Raw genomic sequence first — 25,877 nt, 5'->3', positions numbered from 1 at the left:
CTTTCCTCATAGCGCACAGGAGACGCAGCCCTGGATTTCGGTGCCTTCCAGCGCAAGCTGGCGCAGGCGGATGTAGTAGAGCGTCTTAATGCCCTTTTTCCACGCGTAAATTTGCGCCCGGTTGATGTCGCGCGTAGTGGCGGTATCTTTGAAAAAGAGCGTCAGTGACAGCCCCTGATCGACATGGCGCGTCGCTTCAGCGTAGGTATCGATGATCTTCTCTGGCCCAATCTCGTAGGCATCTTCATACAGGGCCAGGTTCTCATTGGTCATAAACGGGGCAGGGTAGTAAACGCGCCCGGTTTTGCCCTCTTTGCGGATCTCAATCTTCGACACAATCGGGTGAATACTTGATGTCGCATGGTTGATATAGGAGATCGACCCGGTCGGCGGCACCGCCTGCAAATTCTGGTTATAGATGCCGTAACGCATCACCTCTTCACGCAGCTGTTGCCACATCTCGCGCGTCGGGATGGTGATATTGGCGCGGGCAAACAGCGCGCGCACTTTATCGGTTTTCGGCTGCCAGTCGCCTTCAAGATAGCGGTCAAAGTACTCACCGCTGGCGTAGCGAGAGGCGGGAAAACCGGCAAAGGTCTGGCCGCGCTCGCGGGCGATCATCATCGAGGTATGCAGCGCATGCCAGGTGATGGTGTAGAAGTAGAAATTGGTGAAATCGAGCCCTTCCGGGCTGCCGTAGGCAATGCCTTCGCGCGCCAGATAGCCGTGCAGGTTCATCTGCCCAAGCCCAATCGCATGGGAGGCGGCATTGCCCGCTTCCACCGACGGCACCGAGCGGATATGGCTCATATCGGAGACGGCGGTTAAACCGCGGATCGCCGTCTCAACGGTGCGGCCGAAATCGGGCGAATCCATAGTGTGGGCAATATTCAGCGAGCCAAGATTGCAGGAGATATCGTGCCCGGTGTCGGCGTAATCGAGGTTGTCATCAAAGGTTGAGGCGCTGTTAACCTGCAAAATCTCCGAGCAGAGATTGCTCATATTGATGCGCCCGGCAATCGGGTTAGCGCGGTTAACCGTATCTTCAAACATGATGTAGGGGTAGCCGGACTCAAACTGGATCTCCGCCAGCGTCTGGAAGAAGTCGCGCGCGTTGATCCAGCTTTTGCTCACCCGCTCGTCGGCAACCAGCTGCTCGTAGTTTTCGCTGATCGCCATATCGCCAAACGGCTTGCCATACAGACGTTCTACATCGTAGGGGGAGAAGAGCGCCATCTGCGCATTCTCTTTCGCCAGCTGGAAGGTGATATCCGGGATCACCACGCCCAGCGACAGGGTTTTGATGCGGATCTTCTCATCGGCGTTTTCGCGCTTGGTATCAAGAAAACGCAGAATATCGGGGTGATGGGCATGCAGATAGACCGCACCTGCGCCCTGGCGTGCGCCCAACTGGTTGGCATAGGAGAAGGCATCTTCCAGCATCTTCATCACCGGGATCACGCCGGAAGACTGGTTTTCAATGCGCTTGATCGGCGCGCCTGCTTCACGCAGATTCGAGAGCAAAAAGGCCACGCCGCCGCCGCGCTTGGAGAGTTGCAGGGCGGAGTTCACCGCGCGACCAATCGACTCCATATTGTCTTCAATACGCAGCAGGAAACAGGAGACCAGTTCACCGCGCTGTTTCTTGCCGCAGTTGAGGAAGGTCGGCGTCGCAGGCTGGAAGCGGGCAGAGAGGATCTCCTCCACCAACTCCTGCGCCAGTGCGGTATCGCCCTGCGCCAGCGTTAAAGCCACCATGCAGGCGCGATCTTCAAAATCTTCCAGATAGCGTTTGCCATCGAAGGTTTTCAGCGTGTAGCTGGTGTAGAACTTCCAGGCGCCGAGGAAGGTCTGGAAGCGGAAACCGCGCGCCTTCGCTTTCGCCAGCAGATCGATGACAAACGCCCGCTCATAGCGCGCGAGCACGCTCTCATCGTAATAATTTTCCGCCACCAGCCAGTTAAGGCGCTCATCCTGGCTCGCAAAGTGAACGCTGTTGGGGCGAACGTGGTGCGCCATAAACGCCTCCACCGCCTGGTGGTCTTTTTCAAACTGAATGCGGCCATCGCGATCGTAAAGATTGAGCATGGCATTCAGGGCATGGAAATCGGGCGTGCTCTGCATCACGCGCGCTGCGGTTGTCGTTGCCAAAATTCGCTTACTCCTGTTCGCACGTTGATGATGTCCTGCGCAGTACCCATCAATTCAAACCGATAGAGATAGGGCACCGCACATTTTTGCGCGATCACATCGCCCGCACGGCAAAACGCATCGCCAAAGCTGCGATTGCCGGCGGCGATCACGCCGCGAATCAACGCCCGATTATGCGGATCGTTCAAAAAGCGGATCACCTGGCGCGGCACAGCACCGGCCGTACCGCCGCCGCCATAGCTGGGAACCACCAAAATATAGGGTTCGTCTACCTGAATGCGCTCACGCTCGTTAAGCGGAATGCGCACCGCCGGCAGCCCAAGACGCGCAATAAAGCGATGGGTGTTTTCCGAGCTGCTGGAAAAGTAGACGAGCGTGCTCATGCGGCTGCGCTGAGACGATTAATCATATCCGGGCGGAAGCCGGACCACTTTGTCTCGCCTGCAACCACCACCGGCAACTGGCGAAAACCCATCGCGCGCAGGTGGTCTGCGGCATCCGGAACATGATCAATGTTCACCATCTCAAACTCAAAACCGCGGCTCTCCATCGCCCGTTTGGTGGCGTGGCACTGAACACAATCATCTCGAGTGTAAATAGTAATGCGCATGATTCGTATTTCCGTTAAAAGTAGTAGAGCGGCGCGATATGTCGCGTCAGTTAGTGTATTGAGTACAAGAAGAGATACTAGATGTAGTTATAAATTTTATCAACCATACAATATATGGGAAAAAGACACAGGCCGTGCCCAGGAGAGTGGCTGAATGGGTAAGGGCGAAATGTCGCCGCGTATTGTAAAGCGGGGCGGGAAAAGGACAAAGAAAAACCCCTGCCATCCGGCAGGATGGGCAGAGGTTTCAGATTATTTGTATAAATTAACGACGGAAGCTGAGCAGCGCGCCGACAAAAATACCAACGGCAGCAGCAGCACCTACGCTGCACCACGGACGGTCTTTCACAAAGCTATCGGCACAGCCGACGGCGTCACGTGCAGCTTGTTGCACACGGTTGCGACCATGCATGCGGGCGCGAGTCTCTTTCAGCAGCGCCTGCGCTTTACGGCGCGCAGATTCGCCTTCCTCTTTCGCGTCGCTGCCCCAGGATTTAAGCAAATCTTCCAGGCTATCAGCTAACTGGTTGACATCGTTATTGATATCATCAACACCTTCATCTACTTCACGGCGTGTGGGTTTGTTTAACATAGTAGCCTCCCTTTTTTTGGTGTGCTTTTAAGCGTAGACCATAATTTTACAGGCCAAACGGCAAACGCCCATTTACGCGCAGTTTGTGGAATTTTCTGAGTCACTGACCATGCTCAGTACTGTAAGGTTGCGAAGCAGTTGAGAGATGATGAGGAAAATCTATGTATTTACGACCCGATGAAGTGGCGCGCGTGCTGGAGAATGTCGGCTTTACGATGGATGTGGCGACCAACAAAGCGTACGGTTATCGCCGTGGCGAAAACTATGTATATGTTAACCGTGAAGCTCGTATGGGCCGCACGGCGCTGATTATCCATCCCACCCTGAAAGAGCGCAGTTCATCGCTGGCCGATCCCGCATCGGACATTAAGTTGTGCGATCACTACCACAATTTCCCGCTCTACCTGGGCGGTCATGAACAGGACCATTACGGCATTCCGCATGGTTTCAGTTCGCGTATGGCGCTCGAGCGCTTCCTGAACGGCCTGTTCGGCGAACAGCACTAACCCAGAGCTGCCATCAGGCTTTCGCCTGGTGGTAATGACTCACCCGGAAGAGACGGCGGCAGTAATCGAGGAAGTAGCCGTACACCGCACCCATCAACATCGATATCACGATATTTGAACTGACCGCCGCCATAATCTGCTGCCAGTCTGCCCCTACCGACCACAAAATCGTTACATATACCGGCGACTGAAAAGTGACATACGCCAGCACATCTGCCAGATTTTTCATCCAGCCTGCGGGGCTTATGCGGCGCGCATAGCGCATAAAGAGATCGCGATAGAAGCCGTAAGGCCAGGCAATAATGATGTTAACCGGGATCGCCACCAGACGAGAGGAAAGGGACTGCTCAAAGCTCATTCCGGAGAGGAATATTTCAATCACCATGTTCACTACTGAACAGTAGACCACCATCGCGAAAGTGTCCGCAGCGGCGTGGCGCAGGCGAGACTGCGAAGAGAACATGATGAAGCTCCTTGAAAAAATGATGGCGCAATGAAGAGATGTAGCGTTTTAAAACGGACTTATTTACGCGCATAGCGTATCTGTCTGATTTGAAACTCTCAACTAGCGATTAATTTTTATTTTTGACCACCGCCTGGATAAAGTGCTCTGCATCCGCTGCAATCTTCGGCATTGCCCTATTATTGTTGGGTTAGTATTGGAAAGCTTTTATTTTCATGTGGTTACATGAATTCACGGCAGGGCGTAGCGGTCAGCGTAGCGCGCTATGCTTTGGCGAAGAGTGAAAAGCGTTGAGGCAGTATGTTTTATGCTATTAAGGCGTTTTTAGCAGCATAAGATGCGGTCTGGAAGGGATGGAGTTTTACGCGTCAGAAGTGGGTATGTATGCCGTTACGCGGCGGGCGAGCCCACCGCAATCACTCAGCAGACACCAAAGTCGCCCTCTTCTTTGTACAGCTCGACGTCATCGGCTTTAAGCGTCAGCTTTTCCGCCTGTTCGTCGTGAGTGGGCACCGCAACAATCTGGTCATCATGCACTTCGAGCACTTTGAGTTTCGGGCCGCCAATGCGCGGTTGAACGATATCGCCTACAGCAAACATACGTCTCTCCTTTGTAACGAGGTTGTAAGAGTAAACATAGACTGAACAGTGAGAGTGGTACAGCGTAAAAGAGGGTAAACCTCTTGTTGGCTGATTGGCACTGTGGCCTGTAGCGGCTACGCTTAAACAGATTGTGTAAATTATCAATCACCTGGAATTTACTTTGCACAGGAGGCTATATGGGCTTTTGGCGTATTGTCATTACGATTCTTCTTCCGCCGCTGGGCGTACTGCTCGGGAAAGGCTTAGGCCTGGCGTTTCTTCTTAACATTCTGCTCACGCTGCTGGGTTACATCCCGGGCCTGATCCACGCCTTCTGGGTGCAATCCCGCGACTGATCCTTCCGGGGCGGTTCTCCGCCCCACGCCGATCAAGTGCACATTTTTTCGCCAAAACCTTAAAGGGATTGTTGATGACGTCGATAAATATCACGTTAGCAATCACTTTAAGGAAGCGAAATGAGCATTCAGGAAGTCAGTGCCTCTGCGGCAGCGCAGTCGCAGTATGAGGTGCGTGCGTCAAAAACAATAACGTTTGGTGGCAAAGAGATTGTCACCGAGAGTTCGATTTCTGTCTCTATCTCTGCAGAAGCGCTGGCGCGCGGCGCAGAGAGCCAGCCAAAACCAACCAAAGAGCAGAGCGAAAAGGTCGCCCGCGAGATGGCCGTCCTGCGTAATAACGATATGGCCTCTTATGCGCGTGGGCCGAGCCTTGCCAGCGCCTTCTATGGCGACCCGGCAACGGCCAGCGACGCGGTAAGCTTTATCGACTTTTTCCAGCACTCCACTATCAATGCTGATGACATGGCCACGGCGCTGCACCAGGCGTTGACCTCGCCGCAAGGCAGCGGTGATGAGACCACCCTCGGGATGGATGTGGCGATGACCCAGGCGAAACTCAATTATGTGGTGGATAAGTTTGTCTCTGCGGATTACCAGCAGCAGGCACGCGATTTCGTCGCCGGGTTTGTGGCTAAAAAAGGCGAGCAGGCGGATCAGACCAACCGCGCGGCACTGACCCAGTCGGCGGCGCTGGCGCAAAGCCGTGGCGACACTGCTCAGGCGAAACAGAGCCAGCAGGCGATCGAACAGCTCGATGCCGGGACACACTCCTCACAGACGGACCGTAAGGCGATGCTGGCGATCACCGCCAACGCTGACGACAGTAGCAACTGGTTTGCGCAGATGAATCAGCGGGTGGAAAACAGCAGTTCGCTGCCATTTGTCACCGCGCTTGAGAAAAACCACATCGGCGCGTTACAGCAGCAGTGGTCGCAGTTCACCACCCTGTTGAAAGCGGCGGAGCAACCGGCGGGCGACGAAAGCCAGCACGCTTAATATCCGACGGTAAAGGTGCGCCCTGTCTGCACGCCGTAAACACTGCGTCGATAGGCCAGTGCAGCGCGCGCGGCAGGCACACTTTCAAACCCCGGGAAGAAGGCGCCATATTTTTCAACGGATTCGCTGAGCACCGTCGGGCTAACCACGTTAATGCGTAAGCCGCGCGGTAACTCGCACGCCGCGGCACGCACAAACCCCTCCAGTGCCGCATTGACCGCGGTAGCATTCACCCCCTGCGCAATGGGTTCACTGCCGATAATGCCGCTGGTCAACGTGATCGAGCCGCCATCATTGAGATAGTGCTGACCTATAAGCGACAGCCGTACCTGCCCCAGCAGTTTGTCGTTAAGGCCGGAAGCAAAATCCTCTGCGCGCATCGCCGTTAGCGGGCCGAAAAAGAGTGAGCCGGTGGTGGCGATAATCGCGTCAACGCGTCCGGTCTGCGCAAACAGCGCCTCGACACTCTCATCACGCGTTAAATCGACCTGTAACTCGCCATGCGTTAACCCGACGCTTATCACCTCGTTATCCTGACCCAGCTCGGCCACCACTGCGCGGCCAAGGGTGCCGGTAGCACCTATTACGATAATCTTCATTGCAACTCTCCTTCAGTGTGCGGAGTGGTCATTTTTTCGCTAATCATTGATAAGATAAATGCTCTGAATGTTTATTCATTCCTAACTAATGGTTTGCACTATGGATAAGCTGCGCAGTATGGCGGTGTTTATCGCCGTGGTAGAGGCGGGGTCATTTACTCAGGCCGCCGCCAGGCTGGAGATCTCGGCGGTAATGGTCGGGAAATACATTGCTCAACTCGAAAACAGCCTGGCGACACGCCTGCTGGCGCGCAACACCCGACGTCAGCGCCTGACGGATGCCGGTCGCGTCTTCTATGAGGAGGCGCGGCGGGTGCTGGAGCAGGTGCATATTGCCGAAACCTCGGTCGAGCGGCTGCGCGCGGCACCTGCCGGTACGCTGCGCGTCAGCGCCTCAACTACCTTTGGCGGCTGCGTTATCGCACCCATCACCGCCACCTTTCTCACGGTGTGGCCGCAGGTGCGGGTCGATCTCGATTTGAGTAATCGCAGCGTTGATCTGCTGGAGGAGGGGTTCGATCTGGCGATCCGCATCGGCGCGGTGAACAGTGAGGATGTGGTGGTAAAACCACTCTGCCTCTACCGGATGGTGATCTGCGCCGCACCTGCTTATCTGGCGCGTTATGGCGAGCCGTCCTCACCCGAGGCGCTGCGCGATCATCGCTGTCTGTCGAACGGAGTATGGAACCGGCGTAATGAGTGGAAATTGCCGGGCGAAGCGGGAGAGATGAGCTGGCAGCGCGATCCGGTGCTGCGCTGTAATGACGGGCAGGGGTTGCGAATGGCGGCGATTGCCGGAGCGGGGCTGCTGTTGCAGCCTGAAATCCTGGTGCGCGAGGAGCTGGCAAACGGCACGCTGGTGCGCATTATGCAGCCCTTCACGCCCAGGCCGCGGCCGGTGAACCTGGTCTATCGCCAGGACAGCCGGCCGCTTCCAAAACTGACGCGGTATATCGAACACTTACACCACGAGATCACGCAGTGGGTGGCAGCGTAACCCGCGCGACAGCTTCATCGCGCGGGTGTCTGTCAGAAGGTTTCCCAGTTGCCGTCAACGCTGCCGGTGCTGGCGGTAGCCACCGGGCGCAGCGGCGCGACGCTCGGTTTACCCGGTCTGGCATTCAGCAGCGCGCTGTGCCCGTTGACGCGAAACACGGCAACGGCCTGACGCAGCTGCTCGGCCTGCTCTTCAAGGGCAGCGGACGCAGCGGCGGACTCCTGCACCAGCGAGGCGTTCTGCTGCGTGACGCTATCCATCTGCGACACGGCCAGGCTCACCTGCTCAATACCTTTGCTCTGCTCATCGGATGCTGAAGCAATCTCGCCCATAATATCCGTCACGCGGGTAACGGCATTGACGATCTCTTTCATGGTATCGCCCGCTTCCGCCACCAGCGTGGTGCCGGAGTTGACGCGGTTTACGGAGTTTTCAATCAGCGTTTTGATCTCTTTTGCCGCCTGCGCGCTGCGGCTTGCCAGCGTACGCACTTCGCCCGCCACCACGGCGAAGCCACGGCCCTGTTCACCCGCGCGCGCCGCTTCCACGGCAGCGTTGAGCGCCAGGATATTGGTCTGGAAGGCAATCCCGTCAATCACGCTGGTAATATGGGCGATCTGCTGGGAACTGTCAGAGATCTCGCTCATCGTACGCACCACATTGCTCACCACCTGGCCGCCACGTGCAGCGGTGTCAGACGCGGTTTTCGCCAACTGCGAGGCCTGACGGGCGTTATCGGTGTTCTGTTTCACCGTTGCGGTCAGCTGCTCCATGCTGGCAGCGGTCTCTTCCAGCGACGCCGCCTGCTGCTCGGTGCGTGAAGAGAGATCGTTATTGCCGGTCGAGATTTCGCTGGCACCGGTATAGATCGAATCCGAACTGTTGCGCACCGCGCTGACGGTTTTCACCAGCGAAGATTGCATCTCATGCAGACCGGCCGCCAGTTGGCTCATCTCATTACGCCCTTGCGCCGCAATGGACTGTGTCAAATCACCACCAGCAATGGCGCGAATATGGTTCATCACGCTGTGCAGCGGGCGCAGCAGCAGATGCTGCAGGCCGAGCCAGATCATCACCATCACCGCAATCACCACCAGCAGAATGACCCCCAGCGTCCACTGCATGCTGGTAAAGCTGTGCTGGTTCTGCTGCGCGGCTGCCTGCAAGAAGGTGTTGTTTTCGGTACGCCACTTGGCGTAGCTGGCATCCATATCATCCTGCGCCTGCTGCGCATCCAGGTTGCCATAGGCTTCATAATTGTTGGCGCGCAGGAAGGCGATCGACTGCTGCAACACATCGTGCATTTTAGTGATCTTTTGCGCGACGTCGTCCGCCAGGACGCTATCCTGCCCGGCGACGCGCGGTGTGCTTTTATAGTTATTGAAATAGGTTTCAGATTTCTGCAGGGAATCGGTTGCGGTGTTGAGCAGCTTTTCGATACTGGCGAGGGAAGCCGGATCGCGCTGGTTTTTCAGGAAGCGGATCGCCACGCGGGTGACGGTAACGCGGGTTTTGATCAGCGTATTCACGCTGTCGCCAAGGTTTTCTTGCTGCGCATTCAGCACGCCGGTGTTCTGGAAATTGACCCGGTCGTTATTGACCGCCGAGTAAAAAAGACCCCCGGTGACCAGTTGAAGAAGGCAAAATACCGAAAGGGCGATAATAATGCCGGTGATAACACGTATGTTTTTGAGCATGGCCATAGTCCGTAAGAGAGTCGGGATTGCTCAAGAATTATCGACCTGGCCAGGCTTAACTTTACGATCGCTTATCAAACACTTCACTCAGGCCGAGTGAAGTGTATTCTGCGTCACAGATTGCTCTTCTCTTTGCGCCGTTTCACCGCCAGATCGATGCGTGGTGCCAGCAGTTTTGCCACCGCGGCAAAGACCGGCACCACCACCGAATTGCCGAACTGGCGGTACGCCTGGGTGTCGGAAACCGGGATGCGAAACGGCTTTTCACCCACTTTCTCAAAGCCCATCAGGCGGGCGCATTCGCGCGGCGTCAGGCGACGCGGACGGCGAGCCTGGTTTTCAGCATGGGTAAAGTCCGCTTCGCCCAGCGCTTTATCCCAGCCGCGATCGATAAGAATTTCCGAACCATCTTTGTGATAGCGCGCCGACAGGGTGCGTGCCACGCTGCCCGCATTCGTTGGGTCGACCAGCCCGAAACCGAAACCGTTGCCTTTGGCGGCGTGCTTCTTCGCATAGCGATAGAGGTAATCCCACAGCTTGGGCGAGAGCACATATTTGCTGTCGACGGTCGGCTCCAGCAGTTCGCCAAAGGTCGGGCGCTGCTGCGGATAGAGGCGGTCGATATCGCGCAGCGTAAAGCCGTCGGCGAGATCGAGGTCGCGGCGAAAACCGACCAGCACAATGCGCTCGCGGTGCTGCGGCAGAAAATGTTTGCCGTCGATAATCTTCGGATCGTTCTTGCCCGAGGCTTCCGCGTCGGCGACGTCGTAACCCAGCTCATCAAGCGTATTCATGATTACGCTGAAGGTTTTGCCTTTGTCGTGGCTCTTGAGGTTTTTCACGTTCTCCAGCACGAAAATCGCCGGGCGGCGGGCTTTGATAATCCGCGCGACGTCGAAAAAGAGCGTCCCCTGCGCTTCGCACTCAAAGCCGTGCGCCCGCCCGAGGGCATTCTTCTTACTGACGCCCGCAAGGCTAAAGGGCTGGCAGGGGAAACCGGCTAATAACACATCGTGTTCAGGAATATGCTGCGCGATATGGGCATAAGCCTGCGCTTCAGAGATAGCAGGATTGCCGCTCAGCGTCACTTCGCGGATATCCTGATTAAAGGTGTGCGTGGCGCTGTCGTTATACCAGTTGGCTTTATAGGTGCGCACCGCGTTTTTGTTCCACTCGCTGGTAAAGACGCACTGCCCGCCAATCGCCTCAAAGCCGTTGCGGATGCCGCCGATACCGGCAAAGAGATCGATAAAACGAAAACGGTAATTGGGATGGTGCGCGGGCGGGGAGGGCAGCAGCTCGCGCAGCAGCTTCTCTTCGGTGGCGGTGAGGGTTTTCGCCGCGCCTTTGCCATTAACCCAGCGGTTGAGCGCTTCGCGGCTCCACTCCGATTTCCCTGCTTTCTTTAACTGCTCCGCCACATACTTTTGACCATAGATGTCGAGTACCTGGTTGAGCAGGGCACGATCCCGTGCCTGTTGCTGCAAAGCCTCTGCCTGCGCCAGCTCTTCCTGCGCGAGTGAATCAAATTCCGCCATGGCGTCTCCTTGGGTATAGGCCGGGAAATATATCACTCATTTGACCCGGAGGAGAAATGCCGCACATCAGGATCGGTTCCACGGCATCTTCGCCAGCAGCAGGGCCATACCGCACCAGCCGCTTAATCCGGCAAACAGCAGGCCTGCGCCGACAAAGCCTGAGAGCAGAAAGAAGGCCGGATTGAGCAGGTAGCCGAGCACCACGCCAAGTAGCACCAGGCTGCCCGCAACGATCTGTACCTGCTGCATCAGCGGACGCGGCTGAGCCTTATCCTGCACCGTCGGTAAGCCCGCGCGCTTCCAGTTCGCCAGCCCACCTTCAAGCAACAGCACCTGCGCAGGCGCGGCAGCCTGAATCAATGCTTCAACATTTTTCTGGGTACGCATCCCGGACTGGCAGTGGAAAATCACCGTTTGCGCGGGGGCTGCAGCGCTGAGGCGTTTACCAGCCAGCAGATCCTCCAGCGGCAGGGAGAGGGCATCGGGCAGATGTTCGCGGCGAAACTCATCCGGCTGGCGAATATCAATTAACGGCACGCCCTGCTGCTGTTGTATCCGCGCATCGTGCGGAGAAATGGATGTGTAGGACATATTCAGACCTCCGGGCAGTAGATGCCCTTAAGTGTGTTGACGATATGGTTCACGGCGGGATCTTTGATGAAGTAGGTGATGCGCTGCGCCTGGCGCACACTCTCAATCAGCCCCTCATCTTTCATACGCGTCAGGTGCTGCGAGGTGGCCGACGGGCTAAGGCCGGTCAACGCCGAGAGTTCGCCCGCAGGAGTGCCGGGCGCGTCACAGAGCATGCACAAAATCAGCAACCGGCGCGGGTGGCTCATCGCTTTCAGCAGCGCAGCGGCCTGCTCTGCCTGGTTCTGTAACTGGGTAATATTCGATGGTGGCATTTTTATTTTAGCTTTTTCTAAATTTAGGAAAATCTAAAATACAAATTGGAAAGAAGCAAGCGCAACGTACTCCCGTTGCGCTTAAATGCTAAGCCGATTCTTATCTGGCTGGCGCGGTAATATCGCGCCAGGGGGATGAGTTAAGGATGACGCCAGCGCAGCGTGGCGGGGAGAATGCGCTGCGGCGTGGTCGGTTCGTTACCGTCCACGAGTTGCGTGATGATCTCGAAGCAGTCCTGCGCCAGGCGTGGAATATTCTGCTCGACGGTATCGATGGGCAGCGAGAGCGAATCATAGAGATAGTGATCGTCAAAGCTGGCGATATGGATATTGCTCTCCAGCAGGTGATGCTGGCTCATATAGCGCAGCACCCCTTCCAGCAGCCCGCAGGCGGCGGTAAACAGCGCTTTCGGCGGGCGGCCAAGGCGCGCGCAGAGGGCGGCGAACATCTCATACCCACTGCTTGGGTGATAATTGCCGTGAATGATCCACTCCGGGCGTGGGGGGACACCGGCGCGCTCAAGCCCCTGCATAAAGCCCGCCAGGCGATCTTTGGTCGGTGATAAGCGCGGCTGGCCGCCAAGAAAATAGATCTCGTCCGGGTTGGCGCGCGCCAGGCGCTCGACCAGCTCAGCGGTGGGCGTCAGTGAATCGGTGATCACCAGCGGTAGCTGGGTGTCACTGATATGGCGGTCAAACAACACCACCGGCAGCTGCTCGCTCAGTTTTACGTAGTCGGCGTCGTTCAACATGCTGGAGGCGACAATCAGGCCATCGACCTGGCGCGACACCAGGTTATTGACCACCACGGTCTCCTGGCTGGCGTTTTCATCGGTGCAGGAGATAAGCAGTTGCAGGCCCGCTTCGCGACAGAGGTTTTCCAGTTCGTGAGAGAAGACGGCGAAACCATAGTTGATGATCTCTGGCACCACCAGTCCCAGCGTATGGCTGCGGTTTTCGCGCAGCAAGCGCGCGTAAATACTGGGCTGATAGTGGTGCTGCTGGGCAATCGCCTGCACGCGATCGCGCGTCTCCTGGGCGACGCGCAGCTCTTTGCCGCGGCCGTTAAGCACCAGGCTGGCGGTGGCTTTTGACACCCCCGCCAGCGCGGCAATATCACTGATGGTAACGCGTTTAGGTTTTCTCACGGTTTTGCATCGCTTAAGGAAACAAGCGCTTATTCTACCATGCAAGCTCGTAACGACCAGTAGCGCGCCCGCACTTCTGCATCACCCGCAAACGTTAAGCGCGCAGGCTGCTGCGGGAAGTAGCGGCTACTCATCACCCCTTCGCCATCATTAATAAAGATCTCGACGCTTGAGCGGTCGCAGAGGATCTGCAACTTGTGCGCCGCGCCTTGCCAGTAGCGGTAGTGCCACTCGCCGCTCTCGAGGCTTCTGCGCGCGAGGCGCAGTTCACTCTGACTCCACTCAAGGATCAGCGTGTCAGCAAAGTTCAGCGTGAGATCGCCTGCACTCTCTACGATCAGTTCCAGCGACGTGGCATCCAGCGCCGGTAGCGCGTCGGCCTGGCCGTTGAAGGTCTGCTGCTCGCCGCGCAGCGCCTGAAGCTCAACGACCGGCTGTTGATAAAGCTTGCCGTTGCGCGAGGTTAAGTGGCGCAGGCAGGTCATCTGGTGGATCCAGCCGTTGGCGACGGTGGGCTGGCGCATCTCTTCCCCGTCCGGCACGCCCATCCAGCCGACCAGTAAACGGCGGCCATCTTCGCTCTGCGTGGTTTGCGGTGCGTAGAACTCAAACCCGGCGTCCAGCTCGTGAAACTCGCCGTGGCGGAACTGCGCGTTGTCGTAATCCAGCTCGCCGCTGAGATAAGCGCTCGGGTGGGTGTTGAGCCAGCGTTTCTCATCACGCGTGATCCCCTGCGGGCAGCAGATAAGATAGGTACTATCGCCGAGCGCGAAGAGATCCGGGCACTCCCACATATAGCCCGCATCACCCAGGCCGTTGAGGCCGCTGCCGGCGATCTCACCGAGGTTCTGCCAGTTCCACAGGTTCTCCGAGCGCAGCAGCAGCACTTTGCCCTGCAAGGTGAGATCCTGCGCGCCGAGCACCATGTACCAGAAGTCGCCGTGTCGCCACACTTTCGGGTCGCGCACGTGTCCGGTGTAGCCGTTTGGCAGCGGGATCGCCGGGCCGAGCTTATCGAAGCCGCCGTCACGGTTCTGCACCGCCAGACACTGCCAGGCGGTGCGCGTGCCGTCGTCAAACTTGACGTTACCGGTGTAGCAGAGCGTCAGCACGCCGTCGTTATCCACGGCGCTACCGGAGTAGCAGCCGCTGCGGTCATACTCTTCGTCCGGCATCAGCGCAATCGGCTCATGCTGCCAGTGGAGTAAATCCGCTGAGCTCCAGTGCCCCCAGCATTTGTGGTTGTGCTGGCAGCCCAGCGCGTTCCATTGATAAAACAGGTGGTAACGCCCGCCCATCTGGATAAATCCATTGGGATCGTTGAGCAGCCCGGTGACCGGCGCCAGGTGCCAGTTCGGGTAGAAGGGGTCGCTCAGCGCTTTCGGCTGGCCTTTCATCACCGCCTGTAAAATGGCGGGCAGCAGAGAGTCAGATGCCATTATTCCGCGTCCGTTTTGTATTTCAGCAAGAAGGAGAGAATGAAGGCGACGCTAAAGGCGATAGCCATACCGATAATATAGTTAAGCAGCGAGCTGGCCTGCACAATCGCCAGACCCGGCAGCCCGGTGAGGCCCACCGCCGTCATATAGACATGCATCGACACCACCCACGCGCCGCCGACCGCACCGCCAATTAACCCGGCGATAAACGGCTTCATAAAGCGCAGGTTGATACCAAAGATCGCCGCTTCGGTAATACCGAGCATCGCCGAGAAGGCCGAGGGCAGGGTAATCGCTTTGATCTTTGCATCCTTGGTTTTAAACCACACCGCCAGGCAGGCACCGCCCTGCGCAAAGTTGGCCATCGCCCAGATTGGCAGCAGGAAGTTAACGCCAATCGACGGGTTGCCGAGCAGCCCAGCCTCAATGGCGTGGAAGCTGTGGTGCACGCCGGTAATCACAATCACCGAGTAGAGCCCACCAAACAGCAGACCCGCCAGCCAGCCCGCGTGGGCAATCAGCGTGCTGAGCACAAACGAGATGCCGTCGCCCAGCGCGCGACCCGCCGGGCCGATAATCAGCATGGCGATAAAGCCGGAGATAATCACCGTCAGGAACGGGGTGAGGATCAGATCCAGCGCGTCCGGGATCACCCGGCGCAGCTGTTTTTCCAGCATGCTCATAAACCACACCGCCAGCAGCACCGGGAAGACTGTCCCCTGGTAGCCGATCATCGCCACTTCGATGCCGAAGAAGTTCATGGTGTGGAAGCCTGCCGCCACGCCCCAGGCGTTGGTCAGCGCCGGGTGGGTAAGGATGCCGCCAAGCGTTGCGCCAAGATAGGGGTTGCCACCAAACTCGCGCGCGGCGGTAAAGCCAATCAGGATCGGCAGAATGATAAACGCCGCCGAGCTGAACATGTCGAGCATGATATAGAGCGCGTTATCCGGGTTGACCCAGCCGTAGGTCTTCACCATCCCCAGCAGGCCCATCAGCAGGCCCGACGCAACAATCGCCGGAATGATCGGCACGAAGATGTTCGACAGCAAACGGGCGATGCGCTGGAACGGGTTTAGCTTGCGCGCAGCGATATCCGCCGCTTCCGATTTGCTCGACTCGCTGATCCCCGCCTCGGTAATAAACGCGGCGTAAACTTTGTTCACTACCCCGGTGCCGAAGATGACCTGTAGCTGCCCGGCATTACGAAAACAGCCTTTCACACCGTCGATTTTGCCAATCGCGGCGGTGTCTGCTTTCGCGTCGTCCACCAGCACCAGGCGCAGGCGCGTCGCACAGTGCGCGGCGCTGGCGATATTCTCTTTGCCGCCGAGCAAGTGGAGCAGCGAGCGGGAAATTTGTGCAAAATCCATAACAACCTCTGTCTTATTTTTAGGCTTTCAAGCTACGCAAACGGCCCCCGCAGGGGCCGCGCTATCAGAACCAGGTTTCCATCTGTACGCCGAAGTTCCATTCGCCGCCGGCCTTGAAGCCAGCGCTGCCGAAGGCGTCATCCCCGGCGTAGTTATCCAGCCGGTGATCCCAGTCCATCCAGGTGGCAAACAGGCGTATTTCCGGGCGTTTCAGGAACTCACCGACATCGCCCGCTTTCAGCGTTGGCGCAACGGTCAGTTTGTAGAAGCTGCCGCTCACGTTATTGCGGCCGTTGTACCCTTCCGGGCGCAGATCCATGTACTGATACGTCCCTTCATACTGCATTTCAAAGTTTTCCGTCAGCCCCTGAATCAGGCGCACGTTGGCGGTCGCCCACTGGTAGCTGTCGCCTTTGACGTAACGATCTTTACTGCTCTGTGCCAGCACCGCCGGAGCAATGTGCCAGCCGCCGCCGAGCGGCGTAATGCCGTAGCTCGCCAAGCGCCAGGTGTCGGCCTGCGACAGCAGCGCGCCGTCGGAGCCGATGGCTTTCACCTCCGCACCGAGGCCGTGACCGTAGAGCAGCGCGGTTTTCGCCGACCCTTCACGCAGGCCGTAGAAGCTGTCGTTATGCAGGCCGAGCAGGGCGTGAACGCCGTTGTCCGCCGCGTCGCTCTTCACTTTATTGCCTTCCAGATCGAGGCGGTCGTCATTATCCTTCGCGCGCATGCCGCTGACCATCAGCTGCACCGGGCCGTAGTAGTTGTTCAGGGAGAGGATGTAGTTCTGCGCGGTGTTTTCGCTGTTTTCGATATCGCCAAAGGTGCGGCCATAGATAGAGAGGTTGCTGCGCGCCTCGTCGCTCCACTTCATGTCGTAGACCCCGGCGCCGGTCCCGGCGAGGAACACCACATCGGAGTCGATCCAGTGGATATCAAAGTTATCGCGGTCGAAGCGTTTCCCGGCCCAGACGGTGGAGTCTTTGAACGCGCCGGTAAAGCTCGGCAGATGGCCGATTTCCGTAAAGGCCTGGCGCAGGTTGAGATCGCTGCTGGAGGCGGTCCAGTCGTTATAGGTGCGCTGGCCGTCGGCAAGCATCACTTTAAAGCGGGTGGTCGCACCGTTGGCGAGGGTCTGTTTATGTTCGAGGTTCATCTCGACATAGGTATCCGGTTCGTTACCCAGACGACCCACATGGCCGCCGGTCTCACCGGCTGGCGTGACGGTTGGGCCGCCCTGGGTTTTGCTTGCCGAATCGCTCATCAGCAGACCGGAGCGCGCATAGCCGTGAAACTCAAAGCCGCCTTCGTCGCTGGCTTTCTGCTCCAGTTTGGCGGTGCGCTGCTCCACTTGTGTGGTGGTGGTGTCGGTTTTTTGCTGTGCGGCTGCCAGCTGCTGGGCCTGTTTTTCCGCGGCCTGCGCGCGGCTTTCGGCGGCGTTGGCGCGCTGTTCCGCAGCCTGTAAACGCTGCTCCAGCGCGGCAAGACGGGCTTCAATGCTGCTCATGCTCGGGTCGGCGGCCTGGGCCGCTCCCGCGCTGAGAATAAGACCAAGGGTTATGGCGAGCGTGCTTTTTTTCATCATTTTGCATCCCTAAGGAAGAGCCATCATCACAGAGTTATTTTTGCTAAACCGGTTTAGGTGTCGAATCATAATCGCGCATAATTTCAGGACGCAATGAAATTAGCTAAACCGGTTTAGTGAATGTGAGACGGCTCGCAAAACGAGACGTAAGCCCGCAGGTGTCAGGCGAGTTGCTCCTCAAGCTGGTGGCGCCAGGGCAGGGCGGTCATTGCCCCTTTGGCGGTGGTTGCCAGCGCACCGCAGATCTGCGCGCTCGCCAGCCGCGCGGCTAACTGCGGTTCGCTATCGGGCAGGCCGTGCTGCGCCAGCCCCCACAGCAGACCGGCAACAAAGGCGTCGCCCGCGCCGGTGGTGTCCACGCTTATCACCGGCAGCGTCGGGTAGTGGTAGCACTTGCCGTTCAGGCAGGCTTTCACCCCGGCTTTGCCCTGGGTGACCAGCAGCAGGGTGATGCCGTAACGCGCCGCCAGTTCGGGCAGGCTCACCTCCTCAGCAGGCGCGTCGGCGATAAACGCCAGCTCCTCTTCCGAGAGTTTCACCACATCCGCCAGCACCAGCCCGCGCTCGATGCAGTGGCGAAGCTGGGCGCTGTCGGCCCACAAATCGTGGCGAATATTGGGGTCGAAGCTGACAAACCCGCCCGCGCCGCGCACCCGCTCCATGGCGCTGAAGGTGGTGGAGCGCGAAGGCTCAGCCGCCAGCGCAATCGAGCAGCAGTGCAGCCATTCGCCGCGGGCAAACGGGGGCAGATCCGTTTCAGCCAGGAACAGGTCGGCGCTCGGACGCACCATAAAGGTAAAGGAGCGCTCACCCTCTTCATCCAGAGCCACCACCACCGTTGAGGTGCGGTGCTGCGCATCGGCACGCATAAAAGCAGTGTCGACCTGCTCTTTCGCCAGCGTCTGACGCATAAAGTGGCCGAAGGGATCGTCGCCGACGCGCCCGATAAAACCGCTATTTCCCTGTAAGCGCGCAATGCCGACCGCGACGTTGGCCGGCGCGCCGCCGGGGCACTGCATCAGGCAGGCATCGCCCTGCGGCAATAGATCCACCACGGCGTCACCCAGACACCAGACTCGAGCTGACATGATTTTCTCCCGATAATGAGTACCGCTAAACATTAACTAAACCGGTTTAGCTGTTCAACTAGGTCGTTGCGTTAATTGTGGGCTCAAGCAACTATTTAAGGTGAAATAACGTGATCGGCTTCTGGTGCATAACGGTTATGCTTGCACTCAATGTCTTTAATAGCGCAACACGATGGTCCTTTTACTTGCTGAGATAATAGAGGAGGTTTTATGGAGTTTGAATGGATCTACCTGGCCTACCTTTTTTTCTTTTTGGTTGCGATGGGCATGCTGCGCTTAGCCTGGACGATGATAATGCCCGGCATTCGCCAGTTCATAATGGAGTCTGCGGTGCGCAAAACGGGCATTGGCGTGAATGCGGATATCATCCATCGCCGCAAAACCGATCTCATTGATGGCGAAATGCCGGTTTATCAGCTCACTTTCGCATTCAAAACACGCGAAGGCGTTGAAGTTCAGGCGAGACTTGAGAGGCCGTTAGATATGGATGGTTTTATGCGGTACGCGCCTGGAAACGGCGTAGCGCTGAAATATGATCCTCAAAATCCGCAGCGTATAGCGCTCTACCCGAACGATCGCCCCCTTATCCTCGGCGATTAATTTGTTAAAAAGCGTAAACAACTCTTACCTCTTTTCCCCGCCATTTTTCATCCTGAGCAAAACGCCGTTCTGAATAAAATGCCGCTAACTCTCGGTAAAATAACGGCGTAATTGGCTTAAATCCCTTCAATGTCACAAAACCCGCAAAAAAGACCCTGGCGCGTTGCATCGGGTGGCTAAGGCGCTATATGTTAAATTTGTGTTTACAAAATGATAAATAGGGGTTTGTTCATGGAGATGAAAAAAAGCGTACTGGCGGGCGTAGTAGCGGCGCTCTTTTCCTCTGCCGCACTCGCAGCTGTCCCTGCGGGCTACCCGGCGGATTATCAGAAAATCGTCGATGCCGGCACCAAAGAGGGCAAAGTGGTGGTCTACTCAACGACCGACACCAAAGCCGCTGGCCCGCTGATCAAAGGGTTTGAAGCGCAATATCCCGGTATCAAAGTTGAATATAACGATATGAACAGCACCGAGCTGTATAACCGTTATCTTAGCGAGCAGGCCTCCGGCGGCGGCAGCGGCGACGTGGTCTGGAGTTCGTCGATGGACACCGCGCTGAAGCTGGCAACCGAGTACGCCGATGAGTATGCCTCCCCTGAACAGAGCAAACTGCCGAAATGGGCGGTCTGGAAAAACAAAGCCTATGGCACCACCTACGAGCCGGTGGTCTTTATCTACAACAAACGCCTGATCCCGCAGGGCGACGTCCCGGATTCCCACACTGCGCTGGCGAAGCTGATTGCCAGCCAGACCGATAAATTCAAGAGCAAAGTGACCACCTACGATATTGAAAAATCGGGGCTCGGCTTTATGCTCGCCGTTGAAGACAGCAAACACGATAAAGAGTATTTCACCCACCTTGCGGATATCGCCAAAGGCGGCCTGACGGTGCAATCCTCCACCGGCACCATGATGGAGCGCGTCTCCTCAGGTGAAAACCTGGTCGGCTACAACATCCTCGGCTCCTACGCCGAAGCGCGTGCGAAAGCGGATAAATCCTTGGGCGTCTCCTACCCGAAAGATTATGTGCTGGTGCTGTCGCGCGTCTCCTTTATCAGTGCCGAAGCGGAGCACAGCAACGCGGCGAAATTGTGGTTTGACTATGTACTGTCGGAAAAAGGGCAGAGCATTCTTGCAAGCCAGGCGGATATCCCCTCCCTGCGTAACGATATTGAAGGCAGCAATGATATCGACGGCATGACCAAACTGCTCGGCGATGCGCTGAAACCGATCCCGGTTGATGAGTCGCTGCTTGAGTATCTGGAGCCGAAAAAGCGTCTCGAATTTATTAAACAGTGGCGCACCGCCGCCGGGAAATAGAGGCGTTGCCGGTTGTGTGCGGCGCTGTTCGCACACAACCCTTTATCTCTCATCTTCTGACCACAGGGATTTTCTATGAATATCGTGCGCAGAAAATGGCAAGGGTTACCGCGCGGCGTAACGGTCCTGATTACCGCCCTGGTGATCTACGTTCCGTTATTATTTATCGTCGTACAGAGTTTTCTTTCAGCGCCTTTCTTCTCCCGCAGTAAGGAGCTGAGCCTCGAATCCTTCGCCTTTATCTTCACCGACCCCGATTTTTACCTCGCCTTAAAGTCCGGCTTTATTCTCGCCTTTGGGCTGGTGTTTATTGCCATTCCGCTCGGCGGCATTCTCGCCTTCTTAATGGTGCGTACTGACCTGCCGGGACGGCGCTTTATTGAGCCGCTGATCCTGGTGCCCATTTTCGTCTCGCCGATGGTGCTTGGCTTTGGCTATGTCGTCTCTGCCGGGCCGGTGGGCTTCTTGTCGCAATGGGCGCAACAGCTGCTGGGGTTTGTGCCGTGGAATATCTACTCGATGTTCAGCATCGTGGTGATCGCCGGGTTGACGCACGTGCCGCACGCCTATCTCTATATCTCGTCGGCGCTGCGCAGCGTTGGCTCAGATGTCGAGGAGGCCGCGCGCACGGTGGGGGCCTCGCCTTTACAGGTGATGACCTCTGTCAGCCTGCCGATGGTGCGCCCCTCAATCCTTTATGCCTGCGTACTGCTCTTTTTCCTCGGGCTGGAGGTGTTCGGCCTGATGCTGGTGCTTGGCGATCCCGAAGGCAACATGGTGCTGGCGACCTATCTCTATAAGTTGACCAACAAGCTCGGCACCCCTTCTTATCACCTGATGGCCGCCGTGGCGGTAGTGCTGATCTGCATCACCATTCCGCTGGTAATGCTGCAACGTCGCTTAATGCGTACCGCGAACCGCTTTGTCACCATGAAAGGCAAAGCGTCGCAGGCACGCGCGCTGCCGCTGGGCAAATGGCGCTGGGTGGCAGGTGCAGTGGTGGTGGCGTGGCTGACGGTCACAATCGGTGTGCCGCTGCTGGGCGTGGTGCTGCGCGCCTTTATCTCCCACTGGGGGGTTGGCGTGCCGCTGTGGGATAACGTCTCGCTGGAGACCTTCCGCAATATCTGGCAGCAGCCGAACTTGCTGCGGGCGATCGTCAACTCGATGGCGATTGGCGTCTTCGGCGGCGCGCTGGCGGTGATCTGCTATCTGTTTGTCGGCATCGCGATGCACCGCAAGCAGGATAACGTTACCCGTTTCCTCGACTACAGCGTGCTGGTGCCGCGCGCGGTGCCGGGTCTGCTCGCCGGTCTCGCCTTTTTGTGGGTCTTCCTCTTCTTACCGATGTGGCTCGATCAATCCCTGAAAAACGGCTGGCTGTCGGGGCTGCCGGTCTCTGAGTGGCTGCGTGACAACCTGATTGTCTGGTTGCGTTCGCTGCGCAACACCATCTTCAGCGTCTGGCTGGCCTACACCGTGGTGTGGATGGCTTATGGCCTGCGCCTTATCTCCTCGACGTTGCTGCAAGTCGGCCCGGAGCTGGAAGAGGCGGCGCGTAGCACCGGCGCAACACCGGGGCAGGTGACCCGCCATGTGACGGTGCCGCTGTCGCGCTATGGCCTGATCGGCTCCTGGCTGCTGATGTTTTTGATCTTTGAGCGCGAATACTCCACTGGGGTATATCTGCTCTCGCCCGGCACGGAAACCATCGGCTCGATGCTGGTGTCGCTGTGGGCAGCGGGCGCTATCGATATTGTCGCGGCCCTCTCGTTTATCAATATTTTGCTGGTGGTCATCGGTCTTGGTGTGGCCCTGCGTTTTGGAGTGAAATTACATGATTGAGCTAACGGTAGAGAACTTACACCTGACCTACGGCGACAACCCGGTGTTAAAGGGCGTGTCGATGGATCTCAAACGTGGCGAAGTGGTCTCCCTGCTTGGCCCCTCCGGCAGCGGGAAAACCACGCTACTGCGCGCCGTTGCCGGGCTGGAGAAGCCCACCCAGGGGCGCATCACCATTGGCAAAAATATGGTTTACGATGGCACACCGCGCAGCGAAGTGCCGGCGGAGGAGCGTAACCTCGGGCTGGTGTTCCAGTCCTACGCCCTGTGGCCGCACAAAACCGTGTTTGAGAATGTCGCCTACCCGCTGAAGCTGCGCAAAATTGCCGCTCACGAGATTAGCCAGCGGGTGCAGAGTGTGCTCGATCAACTTGGCCTCGGCGCACTCGGCCAGCGCCACCCTCATCAGCTTTCGGGCGGTCAGCAGCAGCGCGTCGCCATTGGCCGCGCGCTGGTCTATAACCCGCCGGTGATCCTGCTTGATGAACCGCTCTCTAACCTCGATGCCAAGCTGCGCGAAGAGGCTCGTGTCTTTCTGCGCGAGTTGATCGTCAAGCTCGGGCTGTCGGCGCTGATGGTGACTCACGATCAGAATGAGGCGATGGCGATTTCCGACCGCATTTTGCTGCTCAACAATGGGGTGATTGAGCAGCAGGGCACGCCGCAGGAGATGTACAGCAAGCCTTCAACACTCTTTACCGCCGAGTTTATGGGCAGCAACAACCGCCTGCATGGCAAAGTGACGGAAGTCTCCAATGGCCGCGCGCGCATTGAAGGGGCGCAGTGGGCGCTATGGGGCATGGCCGGGCCGGGCGTTAACGTGGGGCAAGAGGGGACGGCGGTGATCCGCGTGGAGAGCCTGCGGCTAACCGAGACGCCGCAGGATAACTCGCTGGATCTGCCGATGCTCACCAGCATGTACCTTGGTGACCGCTGGGAGTACCTCTTCCGCACGCCGGTTGATGACTATGTGGTGCGCGTCTACGGCACGCAGTCACGTGCGGCGCAAAACTACCGCGTGGTGCTGCCTGCCGATCAGTTGTGGATCTTCCCGAAAAAGTGACATTTACGGCAGGGAAACCCAGCGGTAACCGAGCACCACGGTGAGCAGCACAATGGTGCTCACCGCGGCGATATGCATCAGCAGATCCGCCGCGCTGATGTGCGTCGGGTGGCAGAGCGAGAGCAGGGTCAGCGCCATACAGGCGACCCCTGCACCCGCGGCGCCAAGGCTGCGGGCGGGAAAGAGCGTGCGGGTGCGGCGCAGGTAGCCGACCACGATTGCCGCCATCGGCACGCTCACCGCCAGCATAAAGAGGTAGCAGTTTGGCCCCTCGACCATGCCGCTCGCCGGAACGCGATGCAGATGCAGATTCAAAAACGTTGTTGCCAGCCAGAGGCTGACCAGCGGCGCAAACCAGCCCCAGCCGAGCGGACGCTGCCCGGCAATACTGAGCAGAAAGGCGTTGCGGATCGCCAGCGTGCCGGTGGCGAAGGTGAGCAGCAGTTGCAGCATCGCCCACGCAGCGCCGGCGTGCGACCAGTCAGTCTGTGTTCTGTTTAACAGCAGGCTGACTATCACCCCGCATGGCAATGCCACGGCAAGCCAGCTTGCCACCCGCCAGCCGCTGCGCCAGGGCCGTTTTACCGGCTCTGCCGAACGACCAAGTTTCTCAATTAACCACTCATGATCGGCCATGAAGGGCTCCTAACCGACGAAGATTATTCAGGGCGCGATGCAGCAGCGATTTGACGGCGGAGACCGTCAGGTTGTGCCGCGTCGCGGTTTCAGCAAGGCTCATTTCACGCAGGTGAAAATGCTCAATCACCTGGCGCTGGCGTGCGGGTAACTGGGCGAGCAGCGCCGCCAGCTCCTCTTCATGCAGAGTAGGGTGAGCATCTGCGACCGGTTCCGGCAGCAGCTCGTCCGCCACTTCCCGCTGTTGATGGCGACCGCGTTTTCGCAGCGCATCCACCGTGCGGGCATGAGCAATCGCCATCAGCCACGGTAAAAAGGGCGCAGCGGGATCGTAGGTGTGGCGAACCCGGTGCAGGGTCAGCAGCACATCCTGAATCACATCCTCGACCAGCTCGTCGTCGGCTACCTGCTTACGCGCAAGCGTGCGGATAACCGGCACCAGCGCTTTAAGCAGCCGGGTATAGGCCTGGCTGTCGCCAGCCTGCGCCTGAGCCATCAGATGCGGCCACTCTTCCCGCGCTGCCTCCGCTTTTTCCATCATCCGCCTTAGGTTTTTTTGCCGCTCGCTGCGTTCAGGGCATTGACCACAATTGTCGGCGTTAGCACCTGCGGCAGGATGGTCGGCGCGCCGCCATCCGCCGGGTAGACGACATAGAGCGGCAGGCTGCCCTGGCCCAGCTCGTTGAGCGCGTCATCAATATCGGCATTAAATTTCGTCGAGTCCGCCACCATGTAGAGGGTGCCACTCTTCGCCAGCGCCGTTTTGACCGCCTCGGTTGAGAGCGAGGTCTTCTCATTCACCTGGCAGGTGATGCACCAGGAGGCGGTGAAGTTGACGAAAATCGCTTTCCCGTGCCCGCGATTCTCCGCCACTTTTTGCGGCGACCAGCTGGTCTCCGCTACCTGCGACGAGGCCAGCGCCGCGCCGTTGTTCACCACCGTTGGCAGCGGGGCAAGGGCGGCGATGATCAGCAGTGCGGTGGCGGCGAACAACCCTTTATGGTCGCGCCCGGCGAAGCGGCGCTGCTGCGCCATGCCATAGAGCCAGGCGGCGAAGCTCACCACCACCGAGGCAGCAATGATCGCCGCCAGCGCCGTGGTGCCCGCCTGCTGCGCCAGCACCCACACCAGCCAGCCGAAGGCACCAAACATTGGAAAGGCCAGCCCGTGTTTCAGGGTGTTCATCCACGCGCCGGGTCGCGGCAGCCATTTGCCGAGAGCGGGGAAGAGCGAAATCAGGCTAAACGGTGCGGCAAAGCCGAGCGCGAGGGCGAAGAAGATCGCCAGCGCGACGGTGGGCGGTTGTACCAGCGCATAGCCAATGGCCCCCGCCATAAACGGTGCGGCGCAGGGGGTAGCAACAATAATGGAGAGCGCGCCGGTCAGCGCCGCGCGGATAAATGCCCCGCGTTCGACGCGGATCTCTCCGGCCCGCTGCACGGAGAGGCCCACTTCAAACACGCCGAGCAAGTTGAGCGCTGCCGCCAGCACAATCAGCGCCAGCGCGGCGATAACCAGCGGTGATTGCAGCTGAAAGCCCCAGCCAACGGCGCTGCCGCCGGCGCGCAGCGCAAGCAGGATGCCGGCGAGGATCAGCATGGTCGCCACGGTACCGAGTAAAAACCCCAGCCCTTCGCGGCGCGTCTGCGCTGGATCCCCGGTATGGCGCAGGAGGCCCAGCGCTTTCAGCGAGATAATCGGAAACACGCAGGGCATAAAGTTGAGAATAATGCCGCCTGCGAAGGCGGCGAGCATGGCGGTTAACATAATGATTCTCTGCCGGAAAAA

The 25,877-nt window shown here is 58.2% G+C and carries 27 protein-coding genes; 8 read left to right on the top strand and 19 right to left on the bottom strand.

Annotation, left to right across the window (positions count from 1 at the left end; translation table 11 throughout):
- Positions 1-6 precede the first annotated feature (6 nt).
- The 4 genes from nrdE to BWI95_RS05005 form a co-directional block, all read right to left on the bottom strand.
- Positions 7-2,151 (bottom strand): class 1b ribonucleoside-diphosphate reductase subunit alpha, encoded by a 2,145-nt coding sequence (gene nrdE, locus BWI95_RS05020; protein ID WP_076769104.1) that lies wholly within the window; start codon positions 2,149-2,151, stop codon positions 7-9.
- A complete protein-coding gene (gene nrdI, locus BWI95_RS05015; RefSeq protein ID WP_054803938.1) occupies positions 2,124-2,534 on the bottom strand; it encodes a class Ib ribonucleoside-diphosphate reductase assembly flavoprotein NrdI in 411 nt (136 codons plus the stop codon). Before nrdI ends, nrdE begins: the two co-directional genes overlap by 28 nt.
- Positions 2,531-2,761 (bottom strand): glutaredoxin-like protein NrdH, encoded by a 231-nt coding sequence (nrdH, locus tag BWI95_RS05010; RefSeq protein ID WP_054803939.1) that lies wholly within the window; start codon positions 2,759-2,761, stop codon positions 2,531-2,533. The genes nrdI and nrdH overlap by 4 nt, the downstream gene beginning before the upstream one ends.
- Before the next feature lie 265 nt (positions 2,762-3,026).
- Positions 3,027-3,353, bottom strand: coding sequence for an ElaB/YgaM/YqjD family protein (locus BWI95_RS05005; protein WP_054803940.1), 327 nt, complete (start codon positions 3,351-3,353; stop codon positions 3,027-3,029).
- Positions 3,354-3,514: 161 nt separating this feature from the next.
- Between BWI95_RS05005 and BWI95_RS05000 the strand changes: the two genes are divergently transcribed.
- On the top strand, positions 3,515-3,859 hold the full coding sequence (locus BWI95_RS05000) for a DUF2002 family protein (protein ID WP_042712548.1): 345 nt from the start codon (positions 3,515-3,517) through the stop codon (positions 3,857-3,859).
- A gap of 13 nt (positions 3,860-3,872) precedes the next feature.
- On the opposite strand, the gene alaE is transcribed toward BWI95_RS05000, so the two are convergent.
- Positions 3,873-4,322, bottom strand: coding sequence for an L-alanine exporter AlaE (gene alaE / locus BWI95_RS04995; protein WP_054803941.1), 450 nt, complete (start codon positions 4,320-4,322; stop codon positions 3,873-3,875).
- 420 nt (positions 4,323-4,742) lie between these two features.
- Positions 4,743-4,922: a YodC family protein gene (locus BWI95_RS04990; RefSeq protein WP_054803942.1), complete on the bottom strand. Its 180-nt coding sequence runs from the start codon at positions 4,920-4,922 to the stop codon at positions 4,743-4,745.
- Positions 4,923-5,101: 179 nt separating this feature from the next.
- Between BWI95_RS04990 and BWI95_RS04985 the strand changes: the two genes are divergently transcribed.
- Both BWI95_RS04985 and BWI95_RS04980 read left to right on the top strand, forming a co-directional pair.
- On the top strand, positions 5,102-5,260 hold the full coding sequence (locus BWI95_RS04985) for a YqaE/Pmp3 family membrane protein (protein ID WP_023480545.1): 159 nt from the start codon (positions 5,102-5,104) through the stop codon (positions 5,258-5,260).
- Between the two features lie 120 nt (positions 5,261-5,380).
- Positions 5,381-6,259 carry a hypothetical protein gene (locus BWI95_RS04980; protein WP_054803943.1) on the top strand — a complete coding sequence of 293 codons (879 nt, stop codon included), beginning with the start codon at positions 5,381-5,383 and terminating at the stop codon, positions 6,257-6,259.
- Here the strand turns inward: BWI95_RS04980 and BWI95_RS04975 are convergent.
- The gene (locus BWI95_RS04975; protein WP_076769103.1) at positions 6,256-6,858 is read right to left on the bottom strand and encodes a short chain dehydrogenase; all 603 of its coding nucleotides are present in this window, start codon (positions 6,856-6,858) and stop codon (positions 6,256-6,258) included. The genes BWI95_RS04980 and BWI95_RS04975 overlap by 4 nt on opposite strands.
- A 100-nt stretch (positions 6,859-6,958) precedes the next feature.
- On the opposite strand from BWI95_RS04975, the gene BWI95_RS04970 reads away from it, so the two are divergent.
- Complete coding sequence (locus BWI95_RS04970; protein WP_054803944.1) at positions 6,959-7,855, top strand: LysR family transcriptional regulator; 897 nt, start codon at positions 6,959-6,961, stop codon at positions 7,853-7,855.
- A 32-nt stretch (positions 7,856-7,887) separates the two neighbouring features.
- Here BWI95_RS04970 and tcp read toward each other — a convergent pair whose 3' ends face one another.
- The 9 genes from tcp to BWI95_RS04925 all read right to left on the bottom strand — a co-directional run bounded on the left by tcp (position 7,888) and on the right by BWI95_RS04925 (position 18,625).
- On the bottom strand, positions 7,888-9,552 hold the full coding sequence (gene tcp, locus BWI95_RS04965) for a methyl-accepting chemotaxis citrate transducer (RefSeq protein ID WP_076769102.1): 1,665 nt from the start codon (positions 9,550-9,552) through the stop codon (positions 7,888-7,890).
- Between the two features lie 113 nt (positions 9,553-9,665).
- Positions 9,666-11,090, bottom strand: a complete 1,425-nt coding sequence (locus BWI95_RS04960) for a DNA cytosine methyltransferase (RefSeq protein WP_076769101.1) — start codon at positions 11,088-11,090, stop codon at positions 9,666-9,668.
- A 66-nt stretch (positions 11,091-11,156) separates the two neighbouring features.
- The gene (locus BWI95_RS04955; protein ID WP_076769100.1) at positions 11,157-11,681 is read right to left on the bottom strand and encodes a rhodanese family protein; all 525 of its coding nucleotides are present in this window, start codon (positions 11,679-11,681) and stop codon (positions 11,157-11,159) included.
- Between the two features lie 2 nt (positions 11,682-11,683).
- Entirely contained in the window at positions 11,684-11,995 is a 312-nt protein-coding gene (locus tag BWI95_RS04950) for an ArsR/SmtB family transcription factor (protein WP_042712534.1), read from the bottom strand.
- Positions 11,996-12,135: 140 nt separating this feature from the next.
- Positions 12,136-13,143: a substrate-binding domain-containing protein gene (locus tag BWI95_RS04945; RefSeq protein ID WP_076769099.1), complete on the bottom strand. Its 1,008-nt coding sequence runs from the start codon at positions 13,141-13,143 to the stop codon at positions 12,136-12,138.
- 29 nt (positions 13,144-13,172) lie between these two features.
- Positions 13,173-14,582, bottom strand: coding sequence for a sucrose-6-phosphate hydrolase (locus tag BWI95_RS04940; protein WP_054803945.1), 1,410 nt, complete (start codon positions 14,580-14,582; stop codon positions 13,173-13,175).
- Complete coding sequence (locus tag BWI95_RS04935; protein ID WP_076769098.1) at positions 14,582-15,952, bottom strand: sucrose-specific PTS transporter subunit IIBC; 1,371 nt, start codon at positions 15,950-15,952, stop codon at positions 14,582-14,584. The genes BWI95_RS04940 and BWI95_RS04935 overlap by 1 nt, the downstream gene beginning before the upstream one ends.
- Before the next feature lie 64 nt (positions 15,953-16,016).
- Positions 16,017-17,534 (bottom strand): carbohydrate porin, encoded by a 1,518-nt coding sequence (locus BWI95_RS04930; protein WP_076770282.1) that lies wholly within the window; start codon positions 17,532-17,534, stop codon positions 16,017-16,019.
- A 164-nt stretch (positions 17,535-17,698) separates the two neighbouring features.
- Complete coding sequence (locus tag BWI95_RS04925) at positions 17,699-18,625, bottom strand: aminoimidazole riboside kinase (RefSeq protein WP_076769097.1); 927 nt, start codon at positions 18,623-18,625, stop codon at positions 17,699-17,701.
- Positions 18,626-18,835: 210 nt separating this feature from the next.
- Here BWI95_RS04925 and BWI95_RS04920 point away from each other — a divergent pair, with 210 nt between their 5' ends.
- The 4 genes from BWI95_RS04920 (at position 18,836) to BWI95_RS04905 (ending at position 23,453) form a co-directional block, all read left to right on the top strand.
- Positions 18,836-19,225 carry a DUF3592 domain-containing protein gene (locus tag BWI95_RS04920; RefSeq protein WP_076769096.1) on the top strand — a complete coding sequence of 130 codons (390 nt, stop codon included), beginning with the start codon at positions 18,836-18,838 and terminating at the stop codon, positions 19,223-19,225.
- A 231-nt stretch (positions 19,226-19,456) separates the two neighbouring features.
- Positions 19,457-20,545 carry an ABC transporter substrate-binding protein gene (locus tag BWI95_RS04915; protein ID WP_023480653.1) on the top strand — a complete coding sequence of 363 codons (1,089 nt, stop codon included), beginning with the start codon at positions 19,457-19,459 and terminating at the stop codon, positions 20,543-20,545.
- 75 nt (positions 20,546-20,620) lie between these two features.
- Positions 20,621-22,390, top strand: a complete 1,770-nt coding sequence (locus BWI95_RS04910; protein WP_054803948.1) for an ABC transporter permease — start codon at positions 20,621-20,623, stop codon at positions 22,388-22,390.
- Positions 22,383-23,453 carry an ABC transporter ATP-binding protein gene (locus tag BWI95_RS04905; protein WP_076769095.1) on the top strand — a complete coding sequence of 357 codons (1,071 nt, stop codon included), beginning with the start codon at positions 22,383-22,385 and terminating at the stop codon, positions 23,451-23,453. The genes BWI95_RS04910 and BWI95_RS04905 overlap by 8 nt, the downstream gene beginning before the upstream one ends.
- A gap of 3 nt (positions 23,454-23,456) precedes the next feature.
- Here BWI95_RS04905 and BWI95_RS04900 read toward each other — a convergent pair whose 3' ends face one another.
- The 3 genes from BWI95_RS04900 to BWI95_RS04890 are packed head-to-tail and all read right to left on the bottom strand — an operon-like array spanning position 23,457 to position 25,856.
- The gene (locus BWI95_RS04900) at positions 23,457-24,089 is read right to left on the bottom strand and encodes an NrsF family protein (RefSeq protein WP_054803949.1); all 633 of its coding nucleotides are present in this window, start codon (positions 24,087-24,089) and stop codon (positions 23,457-23,459) included.
- Positions 24,076-24,627, bottom strand: a complete 552-nt coding sequence (locus tag BWI95_RS04895) for a sigma-70 family RNA polymerase sigma factor (protein ID WP_076769094.1) — start codon at positions 24,625-24,627, stop codon at positions 24,076-24,078. The genes BWI95_RS04900 and BWI95_RS04895 overlap by 14 nt, the downstream gene beginning before the upstream one ends.
- An 8-nt stretch (positions 24,628-24,635) precedes the next feature.
- The gene (locus BWI95_RS04890; RefSeq protein ID WP_076769093.1) at positions 24,636-25,856 is read right to left on the bottom strand and encodes a protein-disulfide reductase DsbD family protein; all 1,221 of its coding nucleotides are present in this window, start codon (positions 25,854-25,856) and stop codon (positions 24,636-24,638) included.
- Positions 25,857-25,877 lie beyond the last annotated feature (21 nt).

Origin of the sequence: Kosakonia cowanii JCM 10956 = DSM 18146 (assembly GCF_001975225.1) — a bacterium.
GTDB classification, from domain to species: domain Bacteria; phylum Pseudomonadota; class Gammaproteobacteria; order Enterobacterales; family Enterobacteriaceae; genus Kosakonia; species Kosakonia cowanii.
The sequence above is the reverse complement of the archived record's forward strand: the minus strand, read 5'-3'. Positions and strand labels throughout refer to the sequence as shown.